The organism is Serratia liquefaciens (assembly GCF_027594825.1).
Taxonomy (GTDB): domain Bacteria; phylum Pseudomonadota; class Gammaproteobacteria; order Enterobacterales; family Enterobacteriaceae; genus Serratia; species Serratia liquefaciens_A.
Genome location: NZ_CP088930.1, coordinates 3,428,252 through 3,453,729 on the forward strand (window position 1 = coordinate 3,428,252; position 25,478 = coordinate 3,453,729).

Annotated in this window: 22 protein-coding genes; 7 read left to right on the forward strand and 15 right to left on the reverse strand. The window is 58.0% G+C overall.

Translation table 11 applies throughout. The annotated features are described in order from the left end of the window. Positions 1 to 134 precede the first annotated feature (134 nt). The gene (gene treR / locus LQ945_RS15690; RefSeq protein WP_044554001.1) at positions 135 to 1,082 is read right to left on the reverse strand and encodes a trehalose operon repressor TreR; all 948 of its coding nucleotides are present in this window, start codon (positions 1,080 to 1,082) and stop codon (positions 135 to 137) included. A 418-nt stretch (positions 1,083 to 1,500) separates the two neighbouring features. Between treR and mgtA the strand changes: the two genes are divergently transcribed. Both mgtA and LQ945_RS15700 read left to right on the forward strand, forming a co-directional pair. Next, on the forward strand, positions 1,501 to 4,209 hold the full coding sequence (mgtA, locus tag LQ945_RS15695) for a magnesium-translocating P-type ATPase (RefSeq protein ID WP_269935773.1): 2,709 nt from the start codon (positions 1,501 to 1,503) through the stop codon (positions 4,207 to 4,209). Between the two features lie 145 nt (positions 4,210 to 4,354). Then, on the forward strand, positions 4,355 to 6,748 hold the full coding sequence (locus tag LQ945_RS15700) for a beta-N-acetylhexosaminidase (RefSeq protein ID WP_270101167.1): 2,394 nt from the start codon (positions 4,355 to 4,357) through the stop codon (positions 6,746 to 6,748). A gap of 71 nt (positions 6,749 to 6,819) precedes the next feature. Here LQ945_RS15700 and LQ945_RS15705 read toward each other — a convergent pair whose 3' ends face one another. The 4 genes from LQ945_RS15705 to LQ945_RS15720 form a co-directional block, all read right to left on the reverse strand. Beyond that, entirely contained in the window at positions 6,820 to 7,548 is a 729-nt protein-coding gene (locus LQ945_RS15705; RefSeq protein WP_270101168.1) for a proteasome-type protease, read from the reverse strand. 75 nt (positions 7,549 to 7,623) lie between these two features. After that, positions 7,624 to 8,418 carry a transglutaminase family protein gene (locus LQ945_RS15710; RefSeq protein WP_270101169.1) on the reverse strand — a complete coding sequence of 265 codons (795 nt, stop codon included), beginning with the start codon at positions 8,416 to 8,418 and terminating at the stop codon, positions 7,624 to 7,626. Further along, positions 8,415 to 9,344, reverse strand: a complete 930-nt coding sequence (locus LQ945_RS15715; RefSeq protein ID WP_044554006.1) for an alpha-E domain-containing protein — start codon at positions 9,342 to 9,344, stop codon at positions 8,415 to 8,417. Before LQ945_RS15715 ends, LQ945_RS15710 begins: the two co-directional genes overlap by 4 nt. After that, positions 9,338 to 10,774 carry a circularly permuted type 2 ATP-grasp protein gene (locus tag LQ945_RS15720; RefSeq protein WP_270102996.1) on the reverse strand — a complete coding sequence of 479 codons (1,437 nt, stop codon included), beginning with the start codon at positions 10,772 to 10,774 and terminating at the stop codon, positions 9,338 to 9,340. The genes LQ945_RS15715 and LQ945_RS15720 overlap by 7 nt, the downstream gene beginning before the upstream one ends. 283 nt (positions 10,775 to 11,057) lie before the next feature. On the opposite strand from LQ945_RS15720, the gene LQ945_RS15725 reads away from it, so the two are divergent. Together LQ945_RS15725 and LQ945_RS15730 are read left to right on the forward strand one after the other, a co-directional pair. Further along, positions 11,058 to 11,678 carry a hypothetical protein gene (locus LQ945_RS15725; RefSeq protein WP_270101170.1) on the forward strand — a complete coding sequence of 207 codons (621 nt, stop codon included), beginning with the start codon at positions 11,058 to 11,060 and terminating at the stop codon, positions 11,676 to 11,678. Positions 11,679 to 11,688: 10 nt separating this feature from the next. Beyond that, a complete protein-coding gene (locus LQ945_RS15730; RefSeq protein ID WP_262241742.1) occupies positions 11,689 to 11,949 on the forward strand; it encodes a hypothetical protein in 261 nt (86 codons plus the stop codon). Positions 11,950 to 11,992: 43 nt separating this feature from the next. On the opposite strand, the gene ridA is transcribed toward LQ945_RS15730, so the two are convergent. From ridA to LQ945_RS15765, 7 genes are all read right to left on the reverse strand, one after another. Beyond that, entirely contained in the window at positions 11,993 to 12,379 is a 387-nt protein-coding gene (gene ridA / locus LQ945_RS15735; protein ID WP_044554008.1) for a 2-iminobutanoate/2-iminopropanoate deaminase, read from the reverse strand. A gap of 157 nt (positions 12,380 to 12,536) precedes the next feature. Further along, positions 12,537 to 13,001, reverse strand: a complete 465-nt coding sequence (gene pyrI, locus LQ945_RS15740) for an aspartate carbamoyltransferase regulatory subunit (protein ID WP_020825003.1) — start codon at positions 12,999 to 13,001, stop codon at positions 12,537 to 12,539. Between the two features lie 12 nt (positions 13,002 to 13,013). Beyond that, positions 13,014 to 13,949 carry an aspartate carbamoyltransferase gene (gene pyrB, locus LQ945_RS15745; RefSeq protein WP_020825004.1) on the reverse strand — a complete coding sequence of 312 codons (936 nt, stop codon included), beginning with the start codon at positions 13,947 to 13,949 and terminating at the stop codon, positions 13,014 to 13,016. 314 nt (positions 13,950 to 14,263) lie between these two features. After that, positions 14,264 to 15,268 carry a FecCD family ABC transporter permease gene (locus LQ945_RS15750; protein WP_269935778.1) on the reverse strand — a complete coding sequence of 335 codons (1,005 nt, stop codon included), beginning with the start codon at positions 15,266 to 15,268 and terminating at the stop codon, positions 14,264 to 14,266. Next, positions 15,268 to 16,224, reverse strand: a complete 957-nt coding sequence (locus LQ945_RS15755) for an ABC transporter substrate-binding protein (RefSeq protein WP_270101172.1) — start codon at positions 16,222 to 16,224, stop codon at positions 15,268 to 15,270. The genes LQ945_RS15750 and LQ945_RS15755 overlap by 1 nt, the downstream gene beginning before the upstream one ends. Positions 16,225 to 16,429: 205 nt before the next feature. Beyond that, complete coding sequence (locus tag LQ945_RS15760; protein ID WP_270101173.1) at positions 16,430 to 17,254, reverse strand: ABC transporter ATP-binding protein; 825 nt, start codon at positions 17,252 to 17,254, stop codon at positions 16,430 to 16,432. Between the two features lie 19 nt (positions 17,255 to 17,273). Further along, entirely contained in the window at positions 17,274 to 18,515 is a 1,242-nt protein-coding gene (locus tag LQ945_RS15765) for an amino acid deaminase (protein WP_270101174.1), read from the reverse strand. Positions 18,516 to 18,707: 192 nt separating this feature from the next. Here LQ945_RS15765 and LQ945_RS15770 point away from each other — a divergent pair, with 192 nt between their 5' ends. The 3 genes from LQ945_RS15770 to LQ945_RS15780 are packed head-to-tail and all read left to right on the forward strand — an operon-like array spanning position 18,708 to position 21,465. Further along, entirely contained in the window at positions 18,708 to 19,571 is an 864-nt protein-coding gene (locus LQ945_RS15770) for a MurR/RpiR family transcriptional regulator (protein WP_270101175.1), read from the forward strand. A 38-nt stretch (positions 19,572 to 19,609) separates the two neighbouring features. Further along, entirely contained in the window at positions 19,610 to 21,070 is a 1,461-nt protein-coding gene (locus LQ945_RS15775; protein ID WP_270101176.1) for an N-acyl-D-amino-acid deacylase family protein, read from the forward strand. Then, on the forward strand, positions 21,067 to 21,465 hold the full coding sequence (locus tag LQ945_RS15780; RefSeq protein ID WP_269935784.1) for a RidA family protein: 399 nt from the start codon (positions 21,067 to 21,069) through the stop codon (positions 21,463 to 21,465). Before LQ945_RS15775 ends, LQ945_RS15780 begins: the two co-directional genes overlap by 4 nt. 238 nt (positions 21,466 to 21,703) lie before the next feature. Here LQ945_RS15780 and LQ945_RS15785 read toward each other — a convergent pair whose 3' ends face one another. The 3 genes from LQ945_RS15785 to arcD form a co-directional block, all read right to left on the reverse strand. Next, positions 21,704 to 23,272: an ABC transporter substrate-binding protein gene (locus tag LQ945_RS15785; protein ID WP_270101177.1), complete on the reverse strand. Its 1,569-nt coding sequence runs from the start codon at positions 23,270 to 23,272 to the stop codon at positions 21,704 to 21,706. A gap of 215 nt (positions 23,273 to 23,487) precedes the next feature. Continuing rightward, the gene (locus LQ945_RS15790; RefSeq protein WP_182820846.1) at positions 23,488 to 23,979 is read right to left on the reverse strand and encodes an arginine repressor; all 492 of its coding nucleotides are present in this window, start codon (positions 23,977 to 23,979) and stop codon (positions 23,488 to 23,490) included. Between the two features lie 61 nt (positions 23,980 to 24,040). Next, positions 24,041 to 25,471, reverse strand: coding sequence for an arginine-ornithine antiporter (arcD, locus tag LQ945_RS15795; protein WP_270101178.1), 1,431 nt, complete (start codon positions 25,469 to 25,471; stop codon positions 24,041 to 24,043). Between the last annotated feature and the right edge of the window lie 7 nt (positions 25,472 to 25,478).

A 25,478-nucleotide genomic window follows, 5' to 3' on the forward strand; every position in this document is an offset into this window, starting at 1 on the left:
TGAAGGCGGTCGATTACCGGTTGTTGTGTGGTGGCGGAGACAAAAAATAGCGATGAAGTGACGCTCACTGGGTGTGAGCATCAACAGGGGATTTCAGGCTGGGGAATTTATGCGGGTAAACAACCCACCCGCCGTCAGGCGAGTTTGCTTGGCACGATGATCTGGCGGAGGCCTTGTTCGCCGCTGAGCTGGCCCAGCAGCTGTTGCGCAGCCTGCAGTCCTGCGCTGCCGTAGCCGAGATCGACCGAGAACGTTTCGGGGAACAAGAAGTTAAGCAACGGGGTGTTACCGATGCCGCACACCTGCAGCGGCGCAATCTGCTGCTGTTGCAGGTATTTGATGGCGCCGAGGGCGATGGTGTCGGAGGCGCACACCAGCGCGGTGGTCTGCGGTTCGATGGCCGAGGCAGCCAGCTGGAAGCCGCTCTGATAACTCAATTCACCCAAGGCCACATGGGGGGAAATACCCCGTTGGCGGCAGGCGTCCAGATAGGCCTGGTGGCGGCGCAAACCGGTGGTGGCATCCGACAATTGCACCCCCAAATAACTGATATGGCGGTGGCCCTGCTGTTGCAGGCGTTCCATCAACAGCCGTACGGCACCGTCGTCGTCGTAGCACACCGAAGAAAACCCGTCGTATTCCCGCGCCAGCACCACCATCTTTTCTTGCCATGGGCTGAGCATGGCCGCCGTCAGGCCGGTGAAGCCAAACAGGATCACCCCGTCGACGTTGCGCTGTTGAAGGACATGCAGATGCTCTTCCACCAGTCGGGTTTCAAACTGGCTTTCCATCACAATAGGGTCGAAACCGTGCTGATACAGCAGCGGCAGCATGGTACGTACCGCCTGGTTTTCTGACGGCGAATCGAGACGGGAAACAATGATGCCGACCACTTTGTCGCTCTGGCCGCGCATGGCGCGCGCCGATTTGGATGGGGTAAACCCCTGCTGACGGATCACCGCTTCCACCCGTTCGCGGGTTTGCGGGCTCACGCTGCCTTCGTTGTTCAACACGCGTGATACGGTGGATTTACCTACGCCGCTCAGGCGTGCGATGTCCTTGATGGTCAGCCGGTTTTGCATGGTTTACTTTTCGTTGAGGTTAAAAGGCGTAGACTGGCGGCCTACGCTGAATGCCCGTCAGCATAGCTTATTTTCCGCAACGGATCTTGACGCTATGCAGGGATTTACGCACTGCGCTGAACGGCCGCTCTTGTCGTTCGATCTTTTCATTTACCGGAGGTTATCACCCGTATGGATCCCGATCCGACCCCGTTAGACACCCACTCGGTGATCCGGTAAAACCTGCTCGCTTTGCGCTGCTGTTTTACCGGTGAAGTAAACGGTAACCGGTAGCGCGCGCTCGTCGTTCGCTCCAGCTGCTTTTAAAAAAACCAGGATCTGCCCCGGCAGAGGCTTTTTGGCGCATCCAAAAGCCCGGCAGGGAGCAATCCCGCGTTCACCCGCTGCCGGGAGGCAATGGGCGACGAGGTGCAAAATAATGAAACTGAAAAATATTCCCCGTCAGCTGTTGGGCATGCTCAGCCGCAATTTACCGCGCCGCTTGGTGCACCGCGATAGCCTGTTGGACAGCCTTGGCGGCAAAGCGCAAGGGTTGCCCGCCGGTTTGGCTCAGCAGCGAATGGAATGCGCCGCTGCCGAAGTCACCGAGCTGTATCTGCGTTTTCACAGCCACCCGGAAGGTATCACCGCTCATGAGGCTGAGCGGGTGCGCGAACGCTGCGGCGAGAACGTCATCGACGATCAGCAAAAAGAAGCCTGGTGGCAGCACCTGTGGCACTGCTATCGCAACCCGTTCAACCTGCTGCTGACCGCACTCGGCATGATTTCTTATGCTACGGAAGATCTGACTGGCGCGCTGGTGATCGCACTGATGGTGGTGATCTCCACGTTGCTGAACTTCATTCAGGAGGCGCGATCCAATCGGGCGGCGGACGCGTTGAAGGCGATGGTCAGCAACACCGCCACGGTGATCCGCAGCGACGCATTGTCCGGTAAAAGCGAACACCTTGAACTGCCGATCTCTCAACTGGTGCCGGGTGACATCATTAAGCTGGCGGCAGGGGATATGATCCCGGCGGATCTGCGCGTGTTGTCGGCCAAGGATCTGTTTATCAGCCAGGCGGCGTTGACCGGCGAGTCTCTGCCGGTAGAGAAAACCGCCGAGCAGCGTGAACAGGCAGAAGATCCGCTGGAGTGCCAAAACCTGTGCTTTATGGGCACCAACGTGGTCAGCGGTACCGCGCTGGCGATGGTGATCGGTACCGGCGGCGGCACCTACTTTGGCCAATTGGCACAGCGGGTTATCAGCCAGGATGAGCAACCGAACGCCTTCCAGACCGGCATCAGCAGGGTCAGCTGGCTGCTGATCCGCTTTATGCTGGTGATGACGCCGATCGTTTTGTTGATCAACGGCTACACCAAGGGGGATTGGTGGGAAGCGGCGCTGTTCGCGCTGTCGGTGGCGGTGGGGCTGACCCCGGAAATGCTGCCGATGATCGTCACTTCGACGCTGGCCAGAGGGGCGGTGAAACTCTCCAGGCAGAAAGTGATCGTCAAACGTCTGGATGCAATCCAAAACTTTGGTGCTATGGACGTTTTGTGTACCGATAAAACCGGTACCCTGACCCAGGATAAAATCGTGCTGGAGCGTCACACCGATGTGTTCGGTGCCGCCAGCGATCGGGTGCTGCATTACGCCTGGCTGAACAGCTTCTACCAGACCGGATTGAAAAACCTGCTCGACGTGGCGGTGCTGAGCTGCGCGGAGCAGAACCAACAGCCGGATGCGCTGCAGCATTACCGTAAGGTGGATGAGATCCCGTTTGATTTTGAACGGCGTCGTATGTCGGTGGTGGTGGCCAAAGACGCGCAATATCACGAGCTGATCTGCAAGGGCGCGCTGGAGGAGATGCTGGCAATTTGCAGCCATGTGCGGCAGGAAGATGAGGTGATCCCGCTCAGCGAGGCGCTGTTGGCGCGTATTCGGCGCATCACCGACGATCTCAACCAGCAAGGGCTGCGCGTAGTGGCGGTGGCCAACAAGATCTTGCCGGCCCAGGCTCATGAATACAGCGTGGCCGACGAGTCGGATTTGATCCTCGAGGGCTACGTAGCCTTCCTCGATCCGCCTAAAGAGAGCACGGCGCCGGCGTTGGCGGCGCTGAAAAACAGCGGTGTCACGGTGAAGATCCTCACCGGTGACAATGAGCTGGTGGCGGCCAAGGTGTGCAAAGACGTCGGGCTGGCGGCGGATCATATATTGCGCGGCAGCGAAATCGAACAGATGAACGACGAACAGCTGGCGCAGGCCGCGGCGCGTACCACGGTGTTCGCCAAGCTGACGCCGCTGCACAAGGAACGCATCGTCAAGCTGCTGCGCCAGCAGGGCCACGTGGTCGGCTTTATGGGGGACGGCATCAACGATGCGCCCGCTCTGCGCGCCGCTGATATCGGTATTTCGGTGGATTCCGCCGTGGATATCGCCAAGGAAGCGGCGGACATCATCCTGCTGGAAAAAAGCCTGATGGTGCTGGAGCAGGGGGTTATCGAGGGACGTCGTACTTTTGCCAATATGCTCAAGTACATCAAGATGACCGCCAGCTCCAATTTCGGCAACGTCTTCAGCGTGTTGATCGCCAGCGCTTTTTTGCCTTTCCTGCCGATGTTGCCGCTGCACCTGTTGATCCAGAACCTGATGTATGACATTTCACAGATCGCCATTCCGTTCGACAACGTCGACGACGATCAGATTACTCAGCCGCAACGCTGGAACTCCGGCGATATTGGGCGCTTTATGGTGTTCTTCGGGCCGATCAGCTCGATCTTCGACGTGCTGACCTTCAGCCTGATGTGGTGGGTTTTCAAGGCCAATACGCCTGAAATGCAGACGCTGTTCCAGTCTGGCTGGTTCGTGGAAGGGTTGCTGTCGCAAACGCTGATTGTGCATATGATCCGCACGCGCAAAATTCCGTTTATCCAGAGCCGTCCTTCATGGCCGCTGTGCATGATGACCCTGCTGGTCATCGTTACCGGCATCGGCCTGACCTTCTCGCCGTTGGCCGGTTTCCTGCAGCTGCAGGCATTGCCGCTCGGCTATTTCCCTTGGCTGGTGTTGATCCTGACTGGCTATATGGTGCTGACCCAGTGCGTGAAAGGCTGGTTTGTGCGCCGTTACGGCTGGCAGTAACCGCTGCGCCCCTCTTTCGTCCGGAAGAGGGGCATCTGTGATCCAACCCGGCTTTTCACCTTCGCCGTTGGACATCTGTCCTGTGCTCAGTCTTTATTTACAGCTTCGCTGTTTTTATTGATTTTTTTCCTCTGAGGAATTTCTGATGCACCGACCCCTGCGTTATACGCTACTGGCTTCATCGTTATTGCTTTCCCTGGGCGCCCTGGCGCAGCCGGCCGGCGATCTGCCGCTGATGCCCTGGCCGCAGCAGGTTGAACTGACTCAGCCGGCGGGCAAGCTGGTGCTGGATCACCGTTTGTCGATTAGCCTGCAGGGCGACGACCTGGGCGATGCCCTGCAGCGCTGGCGCCAACGTATTGAGCTGCAAACCGGCTGGACCCTGGCGCCACAGGCAGAAAAAGTCACGGGCGTGGTCATTAAGGTGAATATCAAAGATAAGGTGGCGGCGCAGCCGCTGCCGGGGAGCGATGAAAGCTATAAATTGGCGGTGACGCCGCAGGGGGTAGCGCTGACAGCCAATACCCGTTTCGGCGCGTTGCGCGGCATGGAAACCCTGCTGCAATTGGTGCAGACCGACGGGCAGAACACTTTCCTGCCGTTGGTGAACATTACCGACGTACCGCGTTTCCCGTGGCGCGGCGTGCTGCTGGATTCGGCACGTCATTTCCTGCCATTGGCGGATATTCTGCGTCAGCTCGACGGCATGGCGGCGGCCAAACTCAACGTGTTTCACTGGCACCTGACCGACGATCAGGGCTGGCGCTTTGCTTCTGAGCGCTATCCTAAACTGCAGCAGCAGGCCAGCGACGGCCAGTTCTACACCCGCGAGCAGATGCAACAGGTCGTGGCCTACGCCACCGCGCGCGGTATTCGTGTGGTGCCGGAAATCGATCTGCCTGGGCATGCTTCCAGCATCGCCGTGGCCTACCCGGAGTTGATGAGCGCGCCTGGTCCGTATTCGATGGAGCGTAAATGGGGCGTGCACCTGCCGACGCTGGATCCGACCCGCGATGAAGTTTATCGGTTTGTTGACGTTATCATCGGTGAACTGGCAGCAATCTTCCCCGATCCCTATTTGCATATCGGTGGTGATGAGGTTGATGCCAGCCAGTGGAAGCAATCCAAAACCATTCAGGCCTTTATGCAGCAGCACTCGTTGGCGGACACCCATGCTCTGCAGGCCTATTTCAATCAGAAGCTGGAGAAAATCCTCGAGCAGCACCAGCGCCAGATGGTGGGGTGGGACGAGATCTATCATCCGTCACTGCCGCGCAGCATTGTCATCCAGTCATGGCAAGGGCAGGACTCGCTCGGGGCCAGCGCACAGGACGGGTACCAGGGCATTTTGTCTACCGGCTTTTACCTCGATCAACCGCAAAGCGCCGCCTATCACTATCGCAATGAGATCCTGCCGCAGCCGCTGGGCGTCGACACTGAGGTGCAGCCGGATGAAAAGGCACAGAGCTGGCAGTTCAGCATGCCACGGCTGAAGGGCAGCGCGGTAGAAGGCAGTTTTACCCTGATAGAAGGCAAGCAGGGCTGGCGTGGTTTTATCGATTTCAACGGCAAATCTCGCCGTGCGCTGCACGATATCGTTTGGCGTTCCCCGCAGCAGGTGAGCTTCCGGCTCGACAGCTGGATGGGGGACACCCGCCCGGTGTTCACCCTGAGCCAGGATCAGCTCAGCGGCTATACGCTGGTGGGCAACGTGCGTTACCCAACCACCGGCAGCAAGCTTACGGCGATCCCGGTGGGCAAGATGCCGGTGGTGCCGGAGACGAAGCAGCAGGCCAATATTCTCGGCGGCGAGGCGGCGCTGTGGGCGGAAAACATCAGGGCGCCGATCCTCGATCTCAAACTCTGGCCGCGTGGGTTCGCGGTGGCGGAGCGCTTGTGGTCGGCGCAGGACGTGACCGATGAAAATAATATGTACCGCAGGCTGGCGGCAGTCGACGCCTGGTCGGTGGTATCGGTGGGGTTGCAACAGCATGCGGAAACCGCACGCGAGTTCACCCGGTTGGCAAACAGCGTGACGATAGCACCGCTGCAAATCCTGGCCGAAGCGGTGGAGCCCGGACAGTACTACACCCGACAGCATCTGAAATTCAAAGCCGGTAACTATCACCAGTTCGAACCGCTGAACCGTTTTGCCGACTCACTGCCGGCGGAAAGCAACGCGGTGCGCGAGATGGGTATGCAGGTTGCGGCCTTGGTGAAGGACCGTAACGACCGGGCGGCAGCACAGGCGCTGCGCGAGCGTTTACAACGCTGGCAGCTCAATACCGCACCGGTAAAAACGGTGATTGCCGGTAACCGGGTGATGCAGGACCTGGCACCGGTGGCGCAGGATGTTGGCGCGCTGTCTACGCTGGGACTGATGCTGCTGGAGCGTTATCAACAGGGTAAACCGCTGAGCAAGCCAGAAGCGGCGCAAATACAGCAGCAACTGGACGCGGCGGCGCAGATACGGGACGAAGTGGTGATTGCGGCAGTCTATCCGCTGGAAGCGCTTCTGCGCGCCAGCGCTATCGAGTGAGGTAAGCTCTGGGGTTCTGCACGCGTAGGGGCTCAGCATATGTAGGGGCTCAGCATGCTGAGCCCTCAGACCTACAGTTGCAACGGTGGCAACTGTTTGAAAATACTGACCAGCCCTTCGCCCCAGCCTTTACGGATGGCGCTAAAATGCGGGTGATCTTCGGTGATGCGGTACTGCTGCGCACTGCTAAAGCTGTCGCGTGGGTAGATCATCACGTCCAGCGGCAGGCCGACCGACAGGTTACTGCGCAGCGTAGAATCCAGAGAGATCAGCGCGCACTGCATCGCCTGTTCCAGCGGGGTGTCGTAGGTCAGTACCCGATCGATAATCGGTTTGCCGTATTTGCTTTCGCCAATCTGGAAATAGGGCGTATCGCGGGTGGCCTCGATAAAATTGCCCTGCGGGTAAATATGGAATAGCCGCATTTCTTCACCGCAGATCTGGCCGCCGAGCAGCAGGCTGCAGCTAAAGTCGGTCGTACTGCCGCTTTGCTGGGCTTCGCTGTCGCGTTGGATCACTTCCCGCACCGTTTCGCCCACCAGCGTGGCGGCTTCGTACATGCTCGGTGCGTTCAGCAGGTTCAGGCATTCGGGATCTTTGCTGCGGCGCTGCAACAGGCTGATGATGCTCTGGGTGGTCGCCAGGTTACCGGCGCTTTGCAACACCAGCATGCGCTCGCCGTCCTGCTGAAACACGTGCAGTTTGCGGAAGGTGGAAATATGGTCCACGCCGGCATTGGTGCGCGAATCTGAAGCAAAGACCAGCCCGGAAGACAAGCGCATGGCCACACAATAGGTCATACCACAATCCCTCAAAACGATACTGGCACGCCGCCAACCGCCAGCGTGCCGTAAACCCTGGTTTTCGGCAAGAGGCTACTGGCCGGTTGGCATCATCTGCACTTCGGCAATGGTCTGCATGTTCTCGCAGCCGCCGCCGAGCCGCATCCCGCGTACCGGGCAGGCGTCGAGATAGTCGATGCCCACCGCCAGCTTAAGGTGTTGATTCGGCAGGCGGGTATTGTTGGTGACGTCAAAGCTGTGCCAGCGGTCGTCGACCCAGGCTTCGGCCCAGGCGTGAGTGGCGACGTGGGCGGAATCCTCGCTGTAAAGATAGCCGCTGACATAGCGCGCCGGAATGTTCAGGCTGCGGCAACAGGCCAAAAATACGTGGGTATGATCCTGACAGACGCCGGTGCCGGTCGCGAATGCCTGGGCCGCGCTGTCGGTGACGCTGGTCGAGCCCGGGGTGTACGGCATTTTGAGCAACAGCTCGCCCATCAGATTTTCCAGCCCGTCCAGCACCGCCTGCGGTTGGTAGTAGCGCAGGGCGAAGGCCTGGATCGCGCTGTCGGGTTGGGTCAGCGGGCTGTGGCGCAGGAACACCAGCGGCGACAAGTGCCCCATCACCTGATCCTCTGTTCCATCTTCAATCTCCACCACGCCGTGGGCCTGAATGGTGATGGCCTGATGCGGGTGATCCAGCGTCAGCACGTGCAGCACGTTGCCGAAGGCATCGGTGGTACACACCGCATCTTCCGGCAGCGTCAACTGCCATGAAATGATGCGCTGGTGTTCCGAATCCTGCGGCGTCAGGCGCAGGTACTGAGTGCTGCGCTGCACCTGCTGGGCATAGGTGTAGTGGGTATTGTGCTCAATGTTCAGTTTCATTGCGCCTCCAGATAAGTGTGATGGATGCTCTCCGCGATGCCGCCAATCTGGCCGAGAAACGCGTCCAGCCAGTCGTTCAGCCCGACCTTGTTCAGGTCTTTCATACTGCTAAAGCGCAGCTCGGCGTGCAGCGTATGCGCCAGCCGGCGCGGCTGATTGGCACTGTTGCCGCCAATTTGCTCCAGCTGCTGCACCATATCGCCGACGCAGGCCAGCAGGGAGCGGGGGATTTCATTACGCAGGATCATCAGTTCGGCGATGGTGTCCCGACTGAGCTGCTGCTTGTAGATGCTGTGGTAGGCTTCGCGTGCGCTCACTGCCCGCAACAGCGTGTCCATGCGGTAATACTCGCGCACCGGATCGCCGTCGCTGTCCATCAGTGAGTTCTTGACCCCTAACAGACGGGCAGTGCCGTCAGCACGCTCCAGCAGGGTGCCGAGGCGGATAAAGCACATGGCGTCGCTGCGCAGCAAGGTGCCGAACATCGCGCCGCGAAACAGGTGAGAACGTTCCTTCACCCAGTCGAAAAAGCCATCCGCGCCCACTGACCCTATGCCCTGACGGCGGATCAGCTTCATTTCGATCCAGGTGGCGTTGATGCATTCCCAGACCTCGGAAGACAGGCTGCCGCGCACCGCATGGGCGTTGTTCCAGCCCATCTGCAGACAGCTGTAAATGCTGCTGTGGTTGCGGCTGTCGAGCGCAAAAAAGCTCACCAGATTGGCCATCGTCAGGTCGGGGTAGGCGGCGGCATACAGCTGCCCGGTACTGGTCAGATTGAGCGGTACCTGCAGATCCTGATCCTCGCTGTCGCGGATCGGCATCATCGACAGCTTGTTGGTGACGTCGAGCACCCGGGCGATGCTTTCCGCCCGCTCCAGGTAGCGGGCCATCCAATAGAGTTCACTGGCAGTTCGGCTCAGCATGCGTCGTCCTCCAACACCCAGGTATCCTTGGTTCCCCCGCCTTGCGACGAGTTGACCACCAGCGAGCCTTGCGCCAGCGCCACGCGCGTCAGGCCGCCGGGCACCAGGCGGATTTCCGCGCCGCTGAGGGCGAACGGCCGCAAATCGATATGTCGCGGCGCCAGGCCGTCGTTGACGAAGGTCGGGCAGGTCGACAGCGCCAGCGTGTTTTGCGCAATGTAGTTATGCGGCTTGGCCAGCAGCAGGCTGCGGAAGTGAGCGATTTGGTCCCTGGTCGCCGCCGGGCCGATGAGCATGCCGTAGCCGCCGGCGCCGTGCACCTCCTTCACCACCATCTGTTCCAGGTTCGCCAGCACGTACGACAGTTCATTCTTGTGGCGGCATTGCCAGGTAGGCACGTTATTTAGGATCGGCTCTTCCTGCAGGTAGAAACGCACCATGTCCGGCACGTACGGATAAATTGACTTGTCGTCGGCCACGCCGGTGCCGATGGCGTTGGCCAGCACCACGTTGCCGGCACGGTATACCGACAGCAGCCCCGGCACGCCGAGCATCGAATCCGGACGGAACGCCAGCGGATCGAGGAAGGCGTCGTCCACCCGGCGGTAGATCACATCCACCTTGCAAGGCCCGGCGGTGGTGCGCATAAAGACCGCCCCGTCCTTGACGAACAGATCGGCGCTTTCCACCAGTTCAACTCCCATCTGCTGCGCCAGGAAGCTGTGTTCGAAGTAGGCGCTGTTGAAGCGGCCCGGCGTCAGCACCACCACGGTAGGATCGTTAATCGGCGAGCTTTCACGCAGGGTTTGCAGCAGGTGCGACGGGTAGCGCTCCACCGGCGCGATGCGTTGCTGAGCGAACAACTCCGGGTACAGGCGCATCATCATTTTGCGGTTTTCCAGCATATAGGAAACGCCGGACGGGGTGCGCAGGTTGTCTTCCAGCACGTAATACTGGCCGTCACCGTTGCGCACCATATCCACGCCGACAATGTGCGCGTAAATATTGCGGTGCAGATCGACCCCTTGCATGCAGGGTTGATATTGGTCGTTGGCCAGCACCTGCTCCGCCGGAATGATCCCGGCTTTCAGAATGTGTTGTTGATGGTAAATATCGTGCAGAAAGGCGTTAAGCGCCTGGACACGCTGGCGGATACCGCGATCGAGCATCGCCCATTCGCCGGCGGGTATGATGCGCGGTACGCTGTCGAACGGAATCAAACGCTCAGCGCCGTCATCCTCGCCATAAACGTTAAAGGTAATTCCCACCCGGTGAAACAGCAGTGCAGCCTCTTCCCTCTTGCGTTGAACGGCCTTTTGGTCAGCCTGTTGCAGCCAATGCCAGTAAGCCTCGTAGTGACCCCGGTGCTTACCCTCAGCCAGAAGCATCTCATCAAAAAACGGTGAAGCAGACAGATCGATATTTAGCATCATCACCTCGTCGACATTGCAGGCTGTATACAGAACCAGCATAAAATGTGCCAAGGTGATAAAGGGGCGAAAATGGCGCGAAATGGCGTGTTTTAGAGAGGGGAAAGCACGCTTAAGGTGCATTCTCAGCCAGGGGTTGCTTTAAAAAAGGGCAACTCTGCGGAGTGTGCCTCAGTAACAAAATACGGGGATTGTTTCTTTAGCGAAGGCATAAAAAGATAGGTGGAAAACCGAGAGAATATATCTAACGGATTAATTTTTAAAAGCATTCAAAGGAATGATAATGCCACATGATTTTGATGTTCAGGCGCTGGGACGTGCCGCGTTGGCTACCGCTAATGAAATTTTTGCTGCCGCTGCCTATAACATTCGGGTGCAAATGCTGACGGCCGAAGATTTGGAATGGTGCATTGTGCAGACGCGTCGGCAACCTGAAAATCTGCGTATGCCATGGGCACTAAGCGGTGCTGTGTTGGATAATCCAGATGCTTTCAATTTCAGTTTTAAGATCCTGGATGCGGATCAAAGGTCTGCGGGGGCTTGCCTTTGCCAGTTTTGCCCCGCAACAGACGAGATGCCTGCGGTGCTGAATGTTGAAATGCTGCAAAATTTCCACATCAAAGGTTCCAGCCTGGACGGGAACACTTTCCGTTTTGCACTCTATGCCGCGGTGCTATTTATGGTCGCTACTCAATGTACCGGCTTACGGCTAATATCACCGCTCAATACGAGAGTTGCTGATTATTACATCAATGAGCATCGTTTTATTGATATCACCTCAGGTGAGAAGGGCATTCTCTACCGTGATGCTCAGGCATTATTCCAATGGTTTATCGACGACTCGGCTTCGGTTGAAGCTGAACATTATTTGAGCGAAAATAACGACCAGCTGACAGGATTATAGGGGGGGGGATATGGTCATTAAAACCACGGATCGGCTTATAGCGAAAACTGACGCCTATGAACTGGAGGTATACAAAACCGAGGGAGAAAGGCTGACGGTGGTAAAAACCTATACTTCTGAGGAGATTAACCGCCTGACCCCCAGGGGAATGCCGATTAGCGCTTCACGTAAAGAAGTGGTGGCGGTTTTGAAACAGGCCGCAAAAAGTATCAAGGCTCAATCTTCTCCGATAAGTGAGGCCGCAGGCGCTATTCGCCGCATCAACAAATAAAAACGGCCAGCCTGGGCTGACCGTTGGACGCGTGGTCGCGGTATCAGCGACGAACGGCGATGGCTTCGATTTCGATTTTCACGTCTTTCGGCAGACGGGCCACTTCAACGCAAGAACGGGCCGGGAACGGCGCGCTGTGTTCGGTGAAGAAAGCTTCATAAGCGGCGTTAACGGTAGCGAAGTCATTCAGATCTTTCACGAAAACCGTGGTTTTCACGATGTCGGCCACTTTCAGACCGGCGGCTTCAACGATCGCTTTAACGTTTTCCAGCGACTGGCGAGCCTGAGCGGCAACGTCGTCGGCAACGGCGCCGGTTTTCGGATCGACCGGGATCTGGCCGGAAGTGATGATCATGCTGCCCAGATCAACGCCCTGCACGTAAGGACCAATGGCTGCCGGGGCGAGTTCAGTGCTGATGTTACGTGACATTTTTTCTCCTGATATACCCTTCGTCTTTCAAATCGCAGCGCGGTGGGCTGCGTGGCTCTCCGTAGCGTCGGGCGCGGTATTCGGTGCCCCTACGGGGCTCCCATTATAGGCAGTCACCGGGAGAATAACAGCCTCATCTCCCGGCAGCCGGCCGGACTCAGTCCGCCTGCAAGACCACCTGATGCTCGAACTCTTTTTCGCAGTAGCGGCATTTCAGGTGTACGTCGCCGTCGCGGGATTTCACGCTAAAGCTGGAAGACACCGGTTCGCTGCGGCTGATGCAGTTGCTGTTCGGGCAGGTCAGCACGCCGTCGATATGATCCGGCAGGCTGAGGGTCAGTTTGCGCACCACTTCATAGTTGTCGATGCGGTTAACCGTGGCTTTCGGCGCGTACATGGCCAGTTGGTTGGCCTGTTGCTCCGTCAGGAAGGTGTTTTCGATTTTGATCAGGTCTTTACGGCCCAGCTCGTTGGAAGGCAGGTTAAGACCGATGGTGATGCGCTGGTCGGTGGCGGTCAGCTTGAACAACGTCAGCAGCTTAAACCCTATCTGTGCCGGAATATGGTCAATCACCGTGCCGCACTTGATCGCTTCAACCTGCAGTTTGTTATCGTGAGTCATAACGGTTCCCCCTTAAAGAGCCAAATCTGCGTTTAAAACCAGCGCCAGCAGCGCCTGACGGGCGAAAATGCCGTTCCCTGCCTGTTGGAAATAGTAAGCGTACGGCGTTTTGTCTACGTCGGTAGTGATTTCGTCAATGCGTGGCAGCGGGTGCAGCACCTTGAGGTTGGCGCGTGCACCGGCCAGATCCGCTGCGCGCAGAACGAACTGCGCCTTCACGTTGGCGTATTCGGACGGATCCAGACGCTCTTTCTGCACCCGGGTCATGTAGAGAATATCCAGCTCGGGGACCACCTCTTCAATGCTGCTGTGCAGGCTGAACTCGATGCCTTTTTCTTCCAGCATTTGCAGGATATAGGCCGGCATTGCCAGCGCATCCGGCGCGATGAAGAAGAAGCGGTTGCCTTCAAACTTGGCCAGGGCCTGCGCCAGTGAATGCACGGTGCGGCCGTATTTCAGGTCGCCGACCATGGCGATATTGATGTTGTTCAGTCGGCCCTGGGTTTCCTGAATGGTGAACAGGTCGAGCAGCGTCTGGGTCGGGTGCTGGTTGGCGCCGTCACCGGCGTTGAGCACCGGGATGCCGCCGGAGAATTCGGTCGCCAGGCGCGCCGCGCCTTCCTGCGGATGACGCATGACGATGGCGTCGACGTAGGTGCCAATCACCGAGATGGTGTCGGCCAGCGTTTCGCCTTTCTTGCCGAGCGAGGTGTTGCTGCCGTCGGCAAAGCCCACCACTGAAGCGCCCAGACGGTGCATCGAGGTTTCAAACGACAGGCGGGTACGGGTCGATGCTTCAAAGAAGCAACTGGCGATCACCTTGTGCTTTAGCAGCTCGGGTTGCGGATTGGCTTTCAGGCTGGCGGCGGTGCGCAGCACCAGCTCCAGATCCTCGCGGCTGAGATCGTTAATAGAGATGATATGTTTGTGATACAGCGGGTTGGCCATTTTTCACTCTCCTCGACTCGTGCCCGTGGCGCGGGGCTTTGAACAGATTTTTCAGGCAAAAAAAAGCCCCTCAACGAGGGGCTTGAAACGATCGGTTTAGCAACAGGAGAAACAACGGCAGTTGGCTGCCGATTGGCAGTCGGTTTTGTCGGTTGTGGCTAACAAAACAAACGTCGTTTTTCATGCTTTCTCCTGGCAAATTGTCGCGCATTATACTCGCGCCTTTGGCCACTGCAAGCGCTAAAACGCCGATTTTTGTCATTTCGCAATCGATTGGCTGGTGGCCTTGAGCCGCATGGCAGGCAAATTTATCCTCAGTGGGCTCGGCGCAGCAAAATCACCAGAACGAAAACGCCGCCCAGCCCGGCGGTAATGATCCCGATGGGCAGTTCTTGGGGGGCGGTGACGATGCGGCTCAGCAGATCGCCGGCAGAAAGCAATATGGCCCCTAACACCCCGACCAACGGCAGCAGGCGCCGGTGACGTACGCCGGTAAACGGGCGCGCCAGATGGGGAACCATTAAGCCGACAAACCCTATCACCCCGGTCAATGCCACCAGTAATGCGGTCGCCAGCGAACAGCAAAGAAACACTTCCGTGCGCAAACGGCGGGTGTTGATGCCCAGCGTACCGGCGGTCTGCTCGCCCGCCAGCAAGCCGTCCAGCGATCGCCAGCGCAGGGCAATCAATACCACCAGCAACAGCAGCGCTATCAAGGCAAAAATCAAGTTATCCCAGCGGGCCAGCCCCAGTCCGCCCAGCGTCCAGAACAGTACGCTGCTGGCGGTACGCTGATCGCCGGAAAAAACCAGATAGTTGGTGAAGGCGCCGAATAAAAAAGAGACCGCCAGCCCGCAGATGATCAGCTTTTCGGTGCCTTTTTGCGATTGAGTCATAAAAATAACCAGCACCACCGCGGCAGAGATCATGCCACCGGCAAAGGAAGACACCGGTAACGTCCAGGCCCCGAGGCTATCGCCGAGGCGCGTCATCACCAGCACCACGCCGGCGGAGGCGCCAGAGGAGAGGCCAAACAGAAAGGGATCGGCCAAATCGTTGCGGGTTGTGGTTTGCAACAGGGCGCCAACCAACGCCAGGCCGGCCCCCGCCAGCAGCCCAAGCAAGGTGCGTGGCAGACGCAGTTCCAGCACGATGCTCTTGATCATGGGGGGCACATCACCCGGGACGATGCCCAGCGCGCTTAGCACCTGAGCAAGTGAGAGCGACACGCTGCCTTGGGCGACATTGGCGAAGACTAACCCTGCCAATAACAGCGGGGCGAGGGTCCAGGCCAGCCTGAAACGCATTTTTTCCGACATCAGCTAATCGCGGCAGGGTAAAGGGCCTGAGCCAGTTTGTGGATCGCCTCAATATTGACCGGCCCCGGCGTTAACGCCTGGTATTTCAATTTCAAATAGCGGTGATGGACCACTGCCGGGGTTTGCTTCATCAGCGGGTGTTGTTCAAGGAAAAGCTGCCGGGCATCGGTGCTGTCGGTGGATTCAGCCTGATAGTCCACCAGAATAATAAATTCAGGCTCTGTCGCCGCCACGCTTTCCCAATTGGTGTTCACCCAGCTGGTGTTCAGGGTATCCATCACGTTTGTTGCCCCAGCGGCTTCAATAATCGCCGTCGGCATGGCGTAGGCTCCGCTGGTGTAGGGCTTCTCTTCGCCGGAATCATAAAGGAACACCTTGACGGGTTTTTGCGTCGCAACTTTGCGATGGATATCTGCCACCTGCCGTTGCCAGTCTGCGACCAGATTTTCCGCCTGTTCCTGTTTGCCAAAGACTTTGCCGAGCCTGATCATATCGTCGTAGAGCAAATCCATGCTGGCCCGTGGCCGATGGTTGTCGACGTGGATGCAGCTTTCACTCAGCACCAGCGTTTTGATATTGAATTTTGCCAGCGCTTGCGGGGTCACTTCCCCACGAAGCCCATAATTCCAGCCGGCGAAGAACAGGTCTGGGCTTGCGGCGAGAAGGTTTTCGATGGTCGGGTACTTGGGGGCCAGTTCAGGAATTTTTCCCTGCTGTTGGGTGAATTCAGGGATGTTTTTGTACCAACCGGAGATCCCTGTCACGCCCACGATAGAAGGCTGGAGCTGCAGGGCAAAGGCCATTTGCGACATATTGATATCTTGAATAACGGCACGCTGTGGCGGGCGTTCAAAGGTCAGGGGCTGGCCGCAGTTGTCCACCGTAACGGGGAAGCCAGAGGCTCCGGCACTTGCCGTGGTGAAGGCCAGTAGCGCAGCGAGGGTTAAGTTTTTCACATCGACTCCAGATTCATAGCACCGAAAGGCTATTGAGAGGGCATTACCGTCGGTTCTCTGGCCTGGCGTCAGCGGGGTGGGGCGGAGGAAGGTCATCCCACTCGGGTAACCCCGTGGGCAAAACGGCAAAACCGAAGTCAATAACCCGGTTTATTGGAAACGGGGGCAACATACCTGAATAATTCGTATGACAAATGTAGTTAGATCAAACAATTGTCGATTGTGGCGAATTGTGCCGGGATGATGTGGGTAAAGCTTCGAAAAAACGCAGGGCTTCGCCGCTTTCCGGATGACGAACCTGCAGCGTTCTCATGCCAAATACCTGTTGCAGGTGCGCCGATTCCAGCACCGTTTCAGGGCGGCCATAACACAGGATTTTCCCTTCATTGATGATCATCACCTTATCGGAAAAGGGTTGCACCAGCTCAAGATCGTGCAGCACTTTTATCGTGGCTATCTTTTTCTTATGGATCAGCGACAGCAACTGATGCCGGGCCAGCGGATCGAGATGGTTGGTGGGTTCATCAAGCAATAACAGCACCGGTTGCTGCGCCAAAGCTCTGGCGAAGCCGGCGCGCTGACGTTCGCCGCCTGAAAGCTTGCCCAGCGGGCTATGTTGCAGGTGGCCAATACCCACCTCCTCCATCGCTTTGGCAACTATCAGCGCGTGTTGAGATGGCGAATGATCGGCCAGCCAGGGCAGGCGTCCCAGCGCCACATACTCGCTCACCTTAAGCCGTAAATCCGCATCATCGTGCTGGCTCAGCAAGGCGATGGCGCGGGCGCGCTGCTGGGGTTTTAAGGTGGCCAAGGGCGTTCCCTGGAAGAGAATTTCGCCTTCGCTCGGCCTGAGCTCGCAGGTCAGTAGCCGCAACAGCGTGGATTTCCCACTGCCGTTCGGGCCGATAATGGTGACGGACTCGCCTGGCTGAAGGCTAAAGGTGGCCCGATCAATCCGCGGGCTTTTCCCTGGGGTCGCCAGGGAAAGGTTCTGCACCGACAGCAGGCTGTCGATGGGCAGGCTGGTCATGAAATATCCTTTTCCGTGCTCAGAAAGATGTCTCAATGGTTTCTATAACGTTGTAATTATCGTCAATCACCAACAGCGTCTTCCATTTATCGAAGGTCAGGCAGGGGTGCGAGGTGGCAAACACCAGTATATCTCCAACCTGCACCGGGAAGTCTGCCGGACAGCTTAACATGGCATGCTGGTCCATGATCCCCTGGGTGATCAGCTGCTGGATGTCACTTTCTTGCAGAACCCCGTTGCGGTAATGGGCGATCGGCTGCGGCAAGCCAGCGTCGAAAGCCGCATCTCGCTTGCCGAAATTGACGATAACCCGGCCCGGTTCCGGCACCGACTGCACCAGTGCGATCAATTCCAGTGCCGAGGTTAGCTCCCCCGCCAAGTCGCAGGCGTAGCTATCGCGGGCCAGCACTGCATTTTGCGCGTCCTGATAAATTCCCCGATCGTGGGTGATGTAACAGCCAGGGCGGATCACCCGACGGCAGTTTTCCGGCAGCGATTCCTCACCCCAAACGCGGCAAACCACGTCATACCAGGAAGAGCCCGCCCCGGTGAGGATCGCTTCTTCACCGCTGAACAGGCGTTGCCGGTGCAGTTCACGCAGCAGACCGGCGGCGTCACGCAGAAATTGTTCGATTTTGCTCTGGGCATCGTCACCGTGCATCACGCCTTCATACAGCTCGATACCCTGCAAGCGCAGCCCTGGCAGCCTGACGATGTTCTGCGCCAGTTGCTCGGCTTGTGCCACGCTGCGGCAGCCGCAGCGGCCGCCGGGCACGCCCAGTTCCAACAGAACATCCAGGGTTTGCCCATGCTGGCTGAAAAACGCCGAGAGGGCTTGCGCATTGCTGAGGCTGTCGATGCAGCAAAGGAAAAGGGTGGAGGGATGTTGCGCTTTCAGTTCGGCAATGAGTCGCATGTTGGCCTTGCCGACCAGCTGGTTGGCCATCAGCACCCGGGGGACGCCCGCCTCCATCGCCACCTTCGCCTGCCAGGCGGAACCGACGCCCACCGCCCAGGCGCCCTGGGCTACCTGACGCTGGAAGATCCAGGGGGTCATGGTGGTTTTGCCGTGTGGGGCCAGCGAGACGCCGCGTGCGTCGGCATAGTTTTGCATCCAGGCGATATTGTTTTCCAGACTGCCGAGCTTGATCACCGCGGCCGGCAGGCAGACGTCTTCGTTAAGCAGGTTTGCCGGCGCAGACGGGTCACTGCGCAGCACGGCGGCCTTGTGGGTAACGGTGAAATCTTTTTGGTATTTCATAACATTATCCTTTGGGTGTTCTATCTTTTTTGAATGGGGTATCTTTATGTATTGTTTTGATTTTAATTGAATTTAAATTTTATTTTTTGATTTTATGGTACAAAGTATCATTTTTAACGCTCATTTTTGTGTAGTCTTCCACTGTTTTCCTGCATTGTAAATGACAAAATTTAACCACTATGGGGTGAGGCAATGGGTGTGGATATCGACATTATCTCGCGCATTACAGAGCGTTTTATTGAGCTGAGCAGCACCGAAAAACGCATCGCGCAATTCATTCTGGACGATGCGGATGCGGTGACCGCTTTGCCGATTGCCGAACTGGCCCGGCAGGCCCAGGTCAGCCAGGCCTCGATCACGCGCTTTGCCAAAATGCTGGGCTGCCGTGACGTGCGTGACCTTAAGGTCAAGCTGGCGCAGTCGTTGGCGGTGGGGCAACGGTTTATCCATGAAGAGCCGGATCTGGAAGGGATCCAGGGGATTTACGAAACCATCATCAATGTCCTGACGATTAACCGCCGGACGATTGACGAGCCGGCGCTGGCCAAAGCGGTGGAGTGGCTCAGCGACGCGCGGCAAATTCTGGCCATTGGCATGGGGGGCGGATCGACCATTTGCGCCGCAGAGGTGCAGCACCGTCTGTTCCGGCTCGGGCTGCCGGTAACCGCGCAAAGCGACGGCTTGCTGGTGCGCATGATGGCGGCGGCGGTGGCCAGGCAGGACGTGGTGGTGGCGCTGTCGCTGGGCGGCTACACGCAGGAAGTGGTGGAAAGCGCGGCGATTGCCCGCCAGTACGGGGCCAAAGTAGTGGCCATCACCCCGGCAGGAACGCCGCTGGCGGCGCAGGCCGACGTGCTGTTGGCGCTGGTGGTGCGGGAAAATGATTACATCTACAAGCCCAGCACTTCGCGCTACGCGATGTTGGCGATGGTCGACGTGCTGGCGACGGCGCTGGCCATGGCGAATAAACGCCAGTCCCGGGACCGTCTGCGCCGCATCAAGCTGGCGCTGGACAGTCACCGTGGCGGAGAAGATCGGCAGCCGCTGGGGGACTGAGTCGGCTCCCCAAGACACTAACCTGAGGATGATGATTCATGCGGTATCAGTATCTGATTAAAAATGTCACGGTGATCGACGGCAGCGGCGGGCCTGAATATCGTGCTGATGTGGCGGTGAAAGACGATCGGATTGCGGCTATCGCACCTGCTATAGAGGCTGAGGCCGAGGTGGTGATCGACGGCTGGGGCCGGGTGCTGTCGCCGGGGTTTATCGACGTACATACTCATGACGACACTAACGTGATCCGCATGCCCGAGATGCTGCCGAAGATATCGCAGGGGGTGACAACGGTGATTGTCGGCAACTGCGGCATCAGCGCCGCCGGGGCGGTGATCAAAACCAGCGTGCCCGATCCGATGAACCTGCTGGGGGAAAAAGCGCATTTCGTTTACCCAACGATTGCCGATTACCGTCAGCAGGTCGAGGCCGTGACGCCGGCGGTGAATGTGGCGACGCTGATTGGCCACACCACGCTGCGCAGCAACCAGATGGACGACCTGTTCCGCCCGGCCAGTGCCGAAGAGATCGCCGCCATGCGTGAACAGCTGTGTGCCGCGTTGCAACAGGGCGCTTTGGGACTGAGTACCGGTCTGGCGTATGCCTCGGCGTTCTCTGCCCCCACGCAAGAGGTGATGGCGCTGGCGGAAGAGCTGGCGGGTGAGCAGGGCATTTATACCACCCACCTGCGTTCGGAGTTTGAACCCATACTCGAGGCGATGGAGGAGGCATTTCACATTGGCCGCCATGGCCGGGTGCCGGTGGTGATTTCGCACCATAAATGCGCCGGGGCCAAAAACTGGGGCCGCACGCAGGAAACGCTCAAGCTGTTCGACAAGGTGCGCCAGACGCAGGACGTCTCCTGTGACTGTTACCCTTACTCCGCCAGTTCATCAACGCTGGATTTAAAACAGATCACCGATGAGTTCGATATCGTTATCACCTGGTCCGAACCGCATCCGGAAAAGGCCGGGCAATCCTTGCGGGACATCGCCGGGGCCTGGTCAATGAGCCTGCATGAAGCCGGCAAACGGCTGATGCCGGCGGGGGCGATTTATTACAACATGGACGAGCAGGATGTGCGCCGGGTGTTGAGCTACCCGCTGACCATGGTGGGCTCGGATGGTTTGCCGAACGATCCGATGCCGCATCCACGCCTGTGGGGCGCTTTTCCACGGGTGCTGGGTCACTACAGCCGCGACGAGAGGTTGTTCCCGCTCACGGTGGCGGTGCACAAAATGAGCGGCATGTCAGCGGCGCGTTATCAGCTGCCGCAGCGTGGGCTGATCAAAACAGGGTACTACGCCGATCTGGTATTGTTTGATGCATTGAAGGTGAAAGACAGCGCGACGTTCAGCCAACCGCAGCAACCCGCCGCAGGGATCGACGCGGTGTGGGTGAACGGCGTACTGAGTTATCAACATCAGGCCGTGACCGGCCAGCGCGCCGGGCGGTTTTTGTGCCGTCAGGGCAACTCAATCGACAGGAGCAAGGCATGACGATCAAAAGATACGGCATTGACGGCGGTACCGGGACCGGTGGGCAGCATCTGCCCTTTTCCCGCGCGGTAGAAGCCGGTGGCTGGTTGTACATTTCCGGCCAAACGCCAATGAAAGACGGTGAAGTGGTGGAGGGGGGGATTATTGATCAGTCGCGCCTGGCGATCCAAAACTGCCTGGATATTATGGCGGAAGCGGGATACGGTCTGGAAGACGTGGTGCACGTTAAGGTCATTCTGACCGATGCGCGTTACTTCCAGTCGTTCAATAAAGTCTTTCGCGAGTTCTTTTCCGCTCACCCCCCGGCACGCATTTGCGCAGTCGCCGATCTGGTGGTGGATTGCAAGGTTGAAGTGGATATCACCTGCTATAACGCCGCGCGCATTCCCCGCTAGAACCCTTGCCGATTAAAGGGTGGTGAAGCCACCCTCAGACCGCTGATTAACCCGCACAAGGGCTAAACCGATAGGGGTCGAACATGTTCGACCCGATTTAACCTATTGATTATGCGATAGTGCGCAGCATGCAGCGCCCCTACGACGAAACCTGGGAGCACTTTGCCAGTGGCCTTAGGGGCAAAATCTCCCTTAATCATCATTTCACCAGGCTGTGTATCCCCGCGGCACGAGCCGGTTATTTGCTGACGCGATCGTAGTAGACCATGTCGGCGTTCAGACCCTGCTGGTAGCCTTTGACGTTATCGCGCAGCACCACTTCTGTTTTAGCCTGGTCGATAAAGACATACGGTGAACTGCGTTGCAGTTCCTGCTGCATGGCGGTGTACAGCGCGGTGCGCTTGGCGGGATCGGCTTGGGCCACCGCCGCCAGCGTCTGCTGGTTCAACTGCGGGATCTGCCAGCCGTTGAGGCCCGCCACCGTGCTGGTTTTGCCGTCGTTATAGGCGAAGGCGCTGGCGTTGGAGTGGGCGTCGAAATAGTCCGGGATCCACAGGCGGATCGCCGCCTGATGCTGTCGGGCGCGTACCCGTGAATAAACCTGGCTGCCGGCAGCCGGCAACAGTTCCACCTTCACGCCGCCCTCGGCAAAGCTGGCCTGCAGCGCCTGAGCGATAGTAATAAACGGCGGTTTGTTCTCGACGTCCAGCGTCAGCGAGGCATGGGTGATACCGGCCTTGGCCAGAATGGCCTTGGCTTTGGCCGGATCGAAACTGAACGGATTGTCTTTCAGCGCGCCCGGTAACCCGACCGGCAGGAAACTCTGGTGCACAAAATATTGGCCCTTCAGCAGATCTTTAGTGATGCCCTGATAGTCGATCAGATAGCGTGCCGCTTCCCAGAAGGCCGGATTTTTCAATAGCGGATTGGCGCTATTGCCGGTGTTGAACACCAGGTAATTCTGCTCGGCAGAGGGGATTTCCAGCACCTTCACGCCGGGCTGATTTTTCAGCGCCACGGTTTGGTCCGGGCCCAGTTCGCGTGCCACATCGGCGTCACCCTGCTGGATCAGCAGACGGCGAGTGGCGGAGTCCGGCACGCTTTTAATGATGATGCTTTTCAGCAGCGGCTTGCTGCCCGGTGACGTCGGGTTGGCGTCCAGGACAATCGCCTGATGTGGTTGATAGACGCGCATTTTGAACGGCCCGCTGCCGGCGGAGTGCATTTTCAGCCAGGCGTTGCCGTAGTCGCCGTCTTTGGCGTTAGGCTGCACCGCCTTGCTGTCGACGATCGAGGCGATCGGCGTGGAGAGAATATTCAGCGCCACCGCCGGACTGACGTTCGCCGTCCAGCTCAGTTGCAGGCTGTGGTCATCGATTTTTTTCAGCTGTGCGTCAATGTTGTCCGGCTGCCAGCCGAGAACGTTGAGGATAAACGCCGGTGACTTGTTCATCTTCACCGCGCGGCTAAAGGAAAAGATCACGTCATCGGCGGTCAGCGGGTTGCCGGAGGCGAAGGTCGCCTGTGGACGCAGTTTGATAGTCAGGGTTTTGGCCGCGGCATCGCCCTGCCAGCTTTCCGCCAGCACCGGTTCCACTTTTGCCGGATCGTCGCGATCCGCCTGCACCAGCCGCTGATACAGGCTGGGGACGGTCTGGATGCTTGACAGCTCGTTGGCTTCCGCCGGATCCAGGCTGACGATATCGTCGAGCGATTGCACTACCACCAGCGTATTGGGCGGCGTGGCGGCCAGCGCGGAGGCGGAAAGGGCGGCAAGCATTAACAGCGGCAGGACTTTGGCTTTCATCGATGTTTTCCCTTGAATGCACGGCAAGAAATTATTGTTATCGTTTGTTTTCACGGCGTTTTCGCCGCCAGAATGCCACGGTAGAGTCTTTGTCGGCGGCTGACAAAGGCCAATCGGCTATTTGATATGTCCAAAAACACTATAGAACGCCGGGTAACTCTCCGCCCACCGCACCAGAGAATAAAGCCCTCGTTGAAGAGGGCTTGGGGGGTTGATTAAAGAAGGGGATCGTTTTCCAACAAAGTCTTCAGACGCTGGTGCAACTGGGCGACATAGGCGGTATCGCGTGGTGCCACCCATACCACATTACTGCTGGCGATAACCCCCAGCACGGCGGGCCAGGCGCAAAGATCGATAATGCGTGCCATGGCTTTTGCATAGCCGGAATTCATGTGGATCAGCACAAAGTGGTCGTTATGCTCGACGTCAATCAGCATGGCCGTCAGCGGCTCGTTAATATCAGGCACTGGATGGTGCAGCGCATTGAGAGAATAGACCTTTTTCCCTTTGGCATTTTGCACCTTCATCACCCCCAGCGCGTTCAGCAGACGGGAAACGGTCGACTGGCTGATACCCGAATAGCCCCCCCGTATCATTTCACCGCGGATTTCCTCCTGTGATGAATAGCGTTGGCTCACGACCAGCTTGCGGCACAATGCCAGTTTCCGTTGTTCCTTCTCCCACAGAGTTTCTATTTTATTCGCCATTATGTTGCCTTGGTTTAAAAATGAGTGACAACTCTATATAAATCAATGCAATGAAGATGGGTTAACCGAGGGTGATATGACCCGTCGCAATCATATAAAGGGTAATGATGGCGACGATGACCAAAAGAAGGGCAATCAGCGCTTCGTAACCTTTCAACAACCGCTCTGCGTGCTGGTTTTTTTGGTGCCAGAGGAAGACCAGCAAGCCGGGGACAAACAGCAATGACGTCAGCAGCATTTGGCTGCCGGCGGCATAGCACAGCCAGAATCCATAGAGGGTGCCAATCAGCCCGAGCATCAGATCGCGGGTACGTGATTCACCCGGTTGATAACTTTCCCCGGTGATCGCCAGCTTGAGACCGTAGGCGGCACTGAACAGATAAGGGGGAAGGATGGCGGCAGTCGCGATGGAGAACAGCGCCTGATAGCCGGCGCTGTAGACCAACGTCAGCAGCAGGAAGAGCTGTATCAGTCCGTTGGTGATCCACAGCGACACCGCAGGCGATCCATTGGCGTTGGTTTTGGTGAATATCTGCGGAAACATGCCGTCTTTGGCTGCGACAAAGGGTAACTCTGCGGCGAACAGCGTCCAGGCAAGCAACGCACCGGCTACCGACAGAATCACGCCGGCGGCGACCAAGCGTGCCCCCCAAATGCCGACCACGGATTCCAGCACCCCGGCCATTGACGGATTTTTTAAGCCATTCAGCGTCGCCTGATCGAGCACGCCCATCGACAGCACGCTGACCAGAATATAAATCACCAGGCAGCCCAGCAGGCCGATCACCGTGGCTTTACCGATATCGGCGCGTCTGGCGGCGCGGGAGGAGACGACCGTGGCACCCTCGATGCCGATAAATACCCAGGTGGTCACCAGCATGGTGTTTTTTACCTGATCAAACAGCGCGGGATGGCTGCCGTCGATCACCATCATGCGACCCCAGAAATCTGCGGTAAAAATGCCGATGCGAAAGGCGATCACTACCGCCACAATAAACACCAACAGCACCAGCACTTTGACCACCGTTAGCACGGTATTGATCATGGCGGCTTCTTGCACACCGCGCAGCACCAGCGCATGCACCAACCACAGAACGATGGAAGCGCCGAGGATCGATTGCCAGTTGTTGCCCAAGCCGAATACCGGGAAGAAGAAGCTGAGGGCGCTGAACAGCAGCACCGCATAAGACACGTTCCCCAGCCAGGCGGAGAACCAATAGCCCCAGGCAGACTGGAAACCAATAAAATCGCCAAATCCCGCGCGAGCGTAGCTGTAAATACCGCCCTCCAACTGCGGGCAGCGAGCGCTCAGGTTTTGATAAATTAATGCCAGGCAGATCATCCCCACCGCGGTGATCAGCCAACCGATCAGCAGTGCGCCAGGTGAGGCGACGGAAGCGAAGTTTTGCGGCAGGCTGAATACGCCGCCGCCCACCATGGAGCCGATGACCAGCGCGATCAGGGCAACCAGCCCCAGTTTTTTCTCAGACATGAGGGTT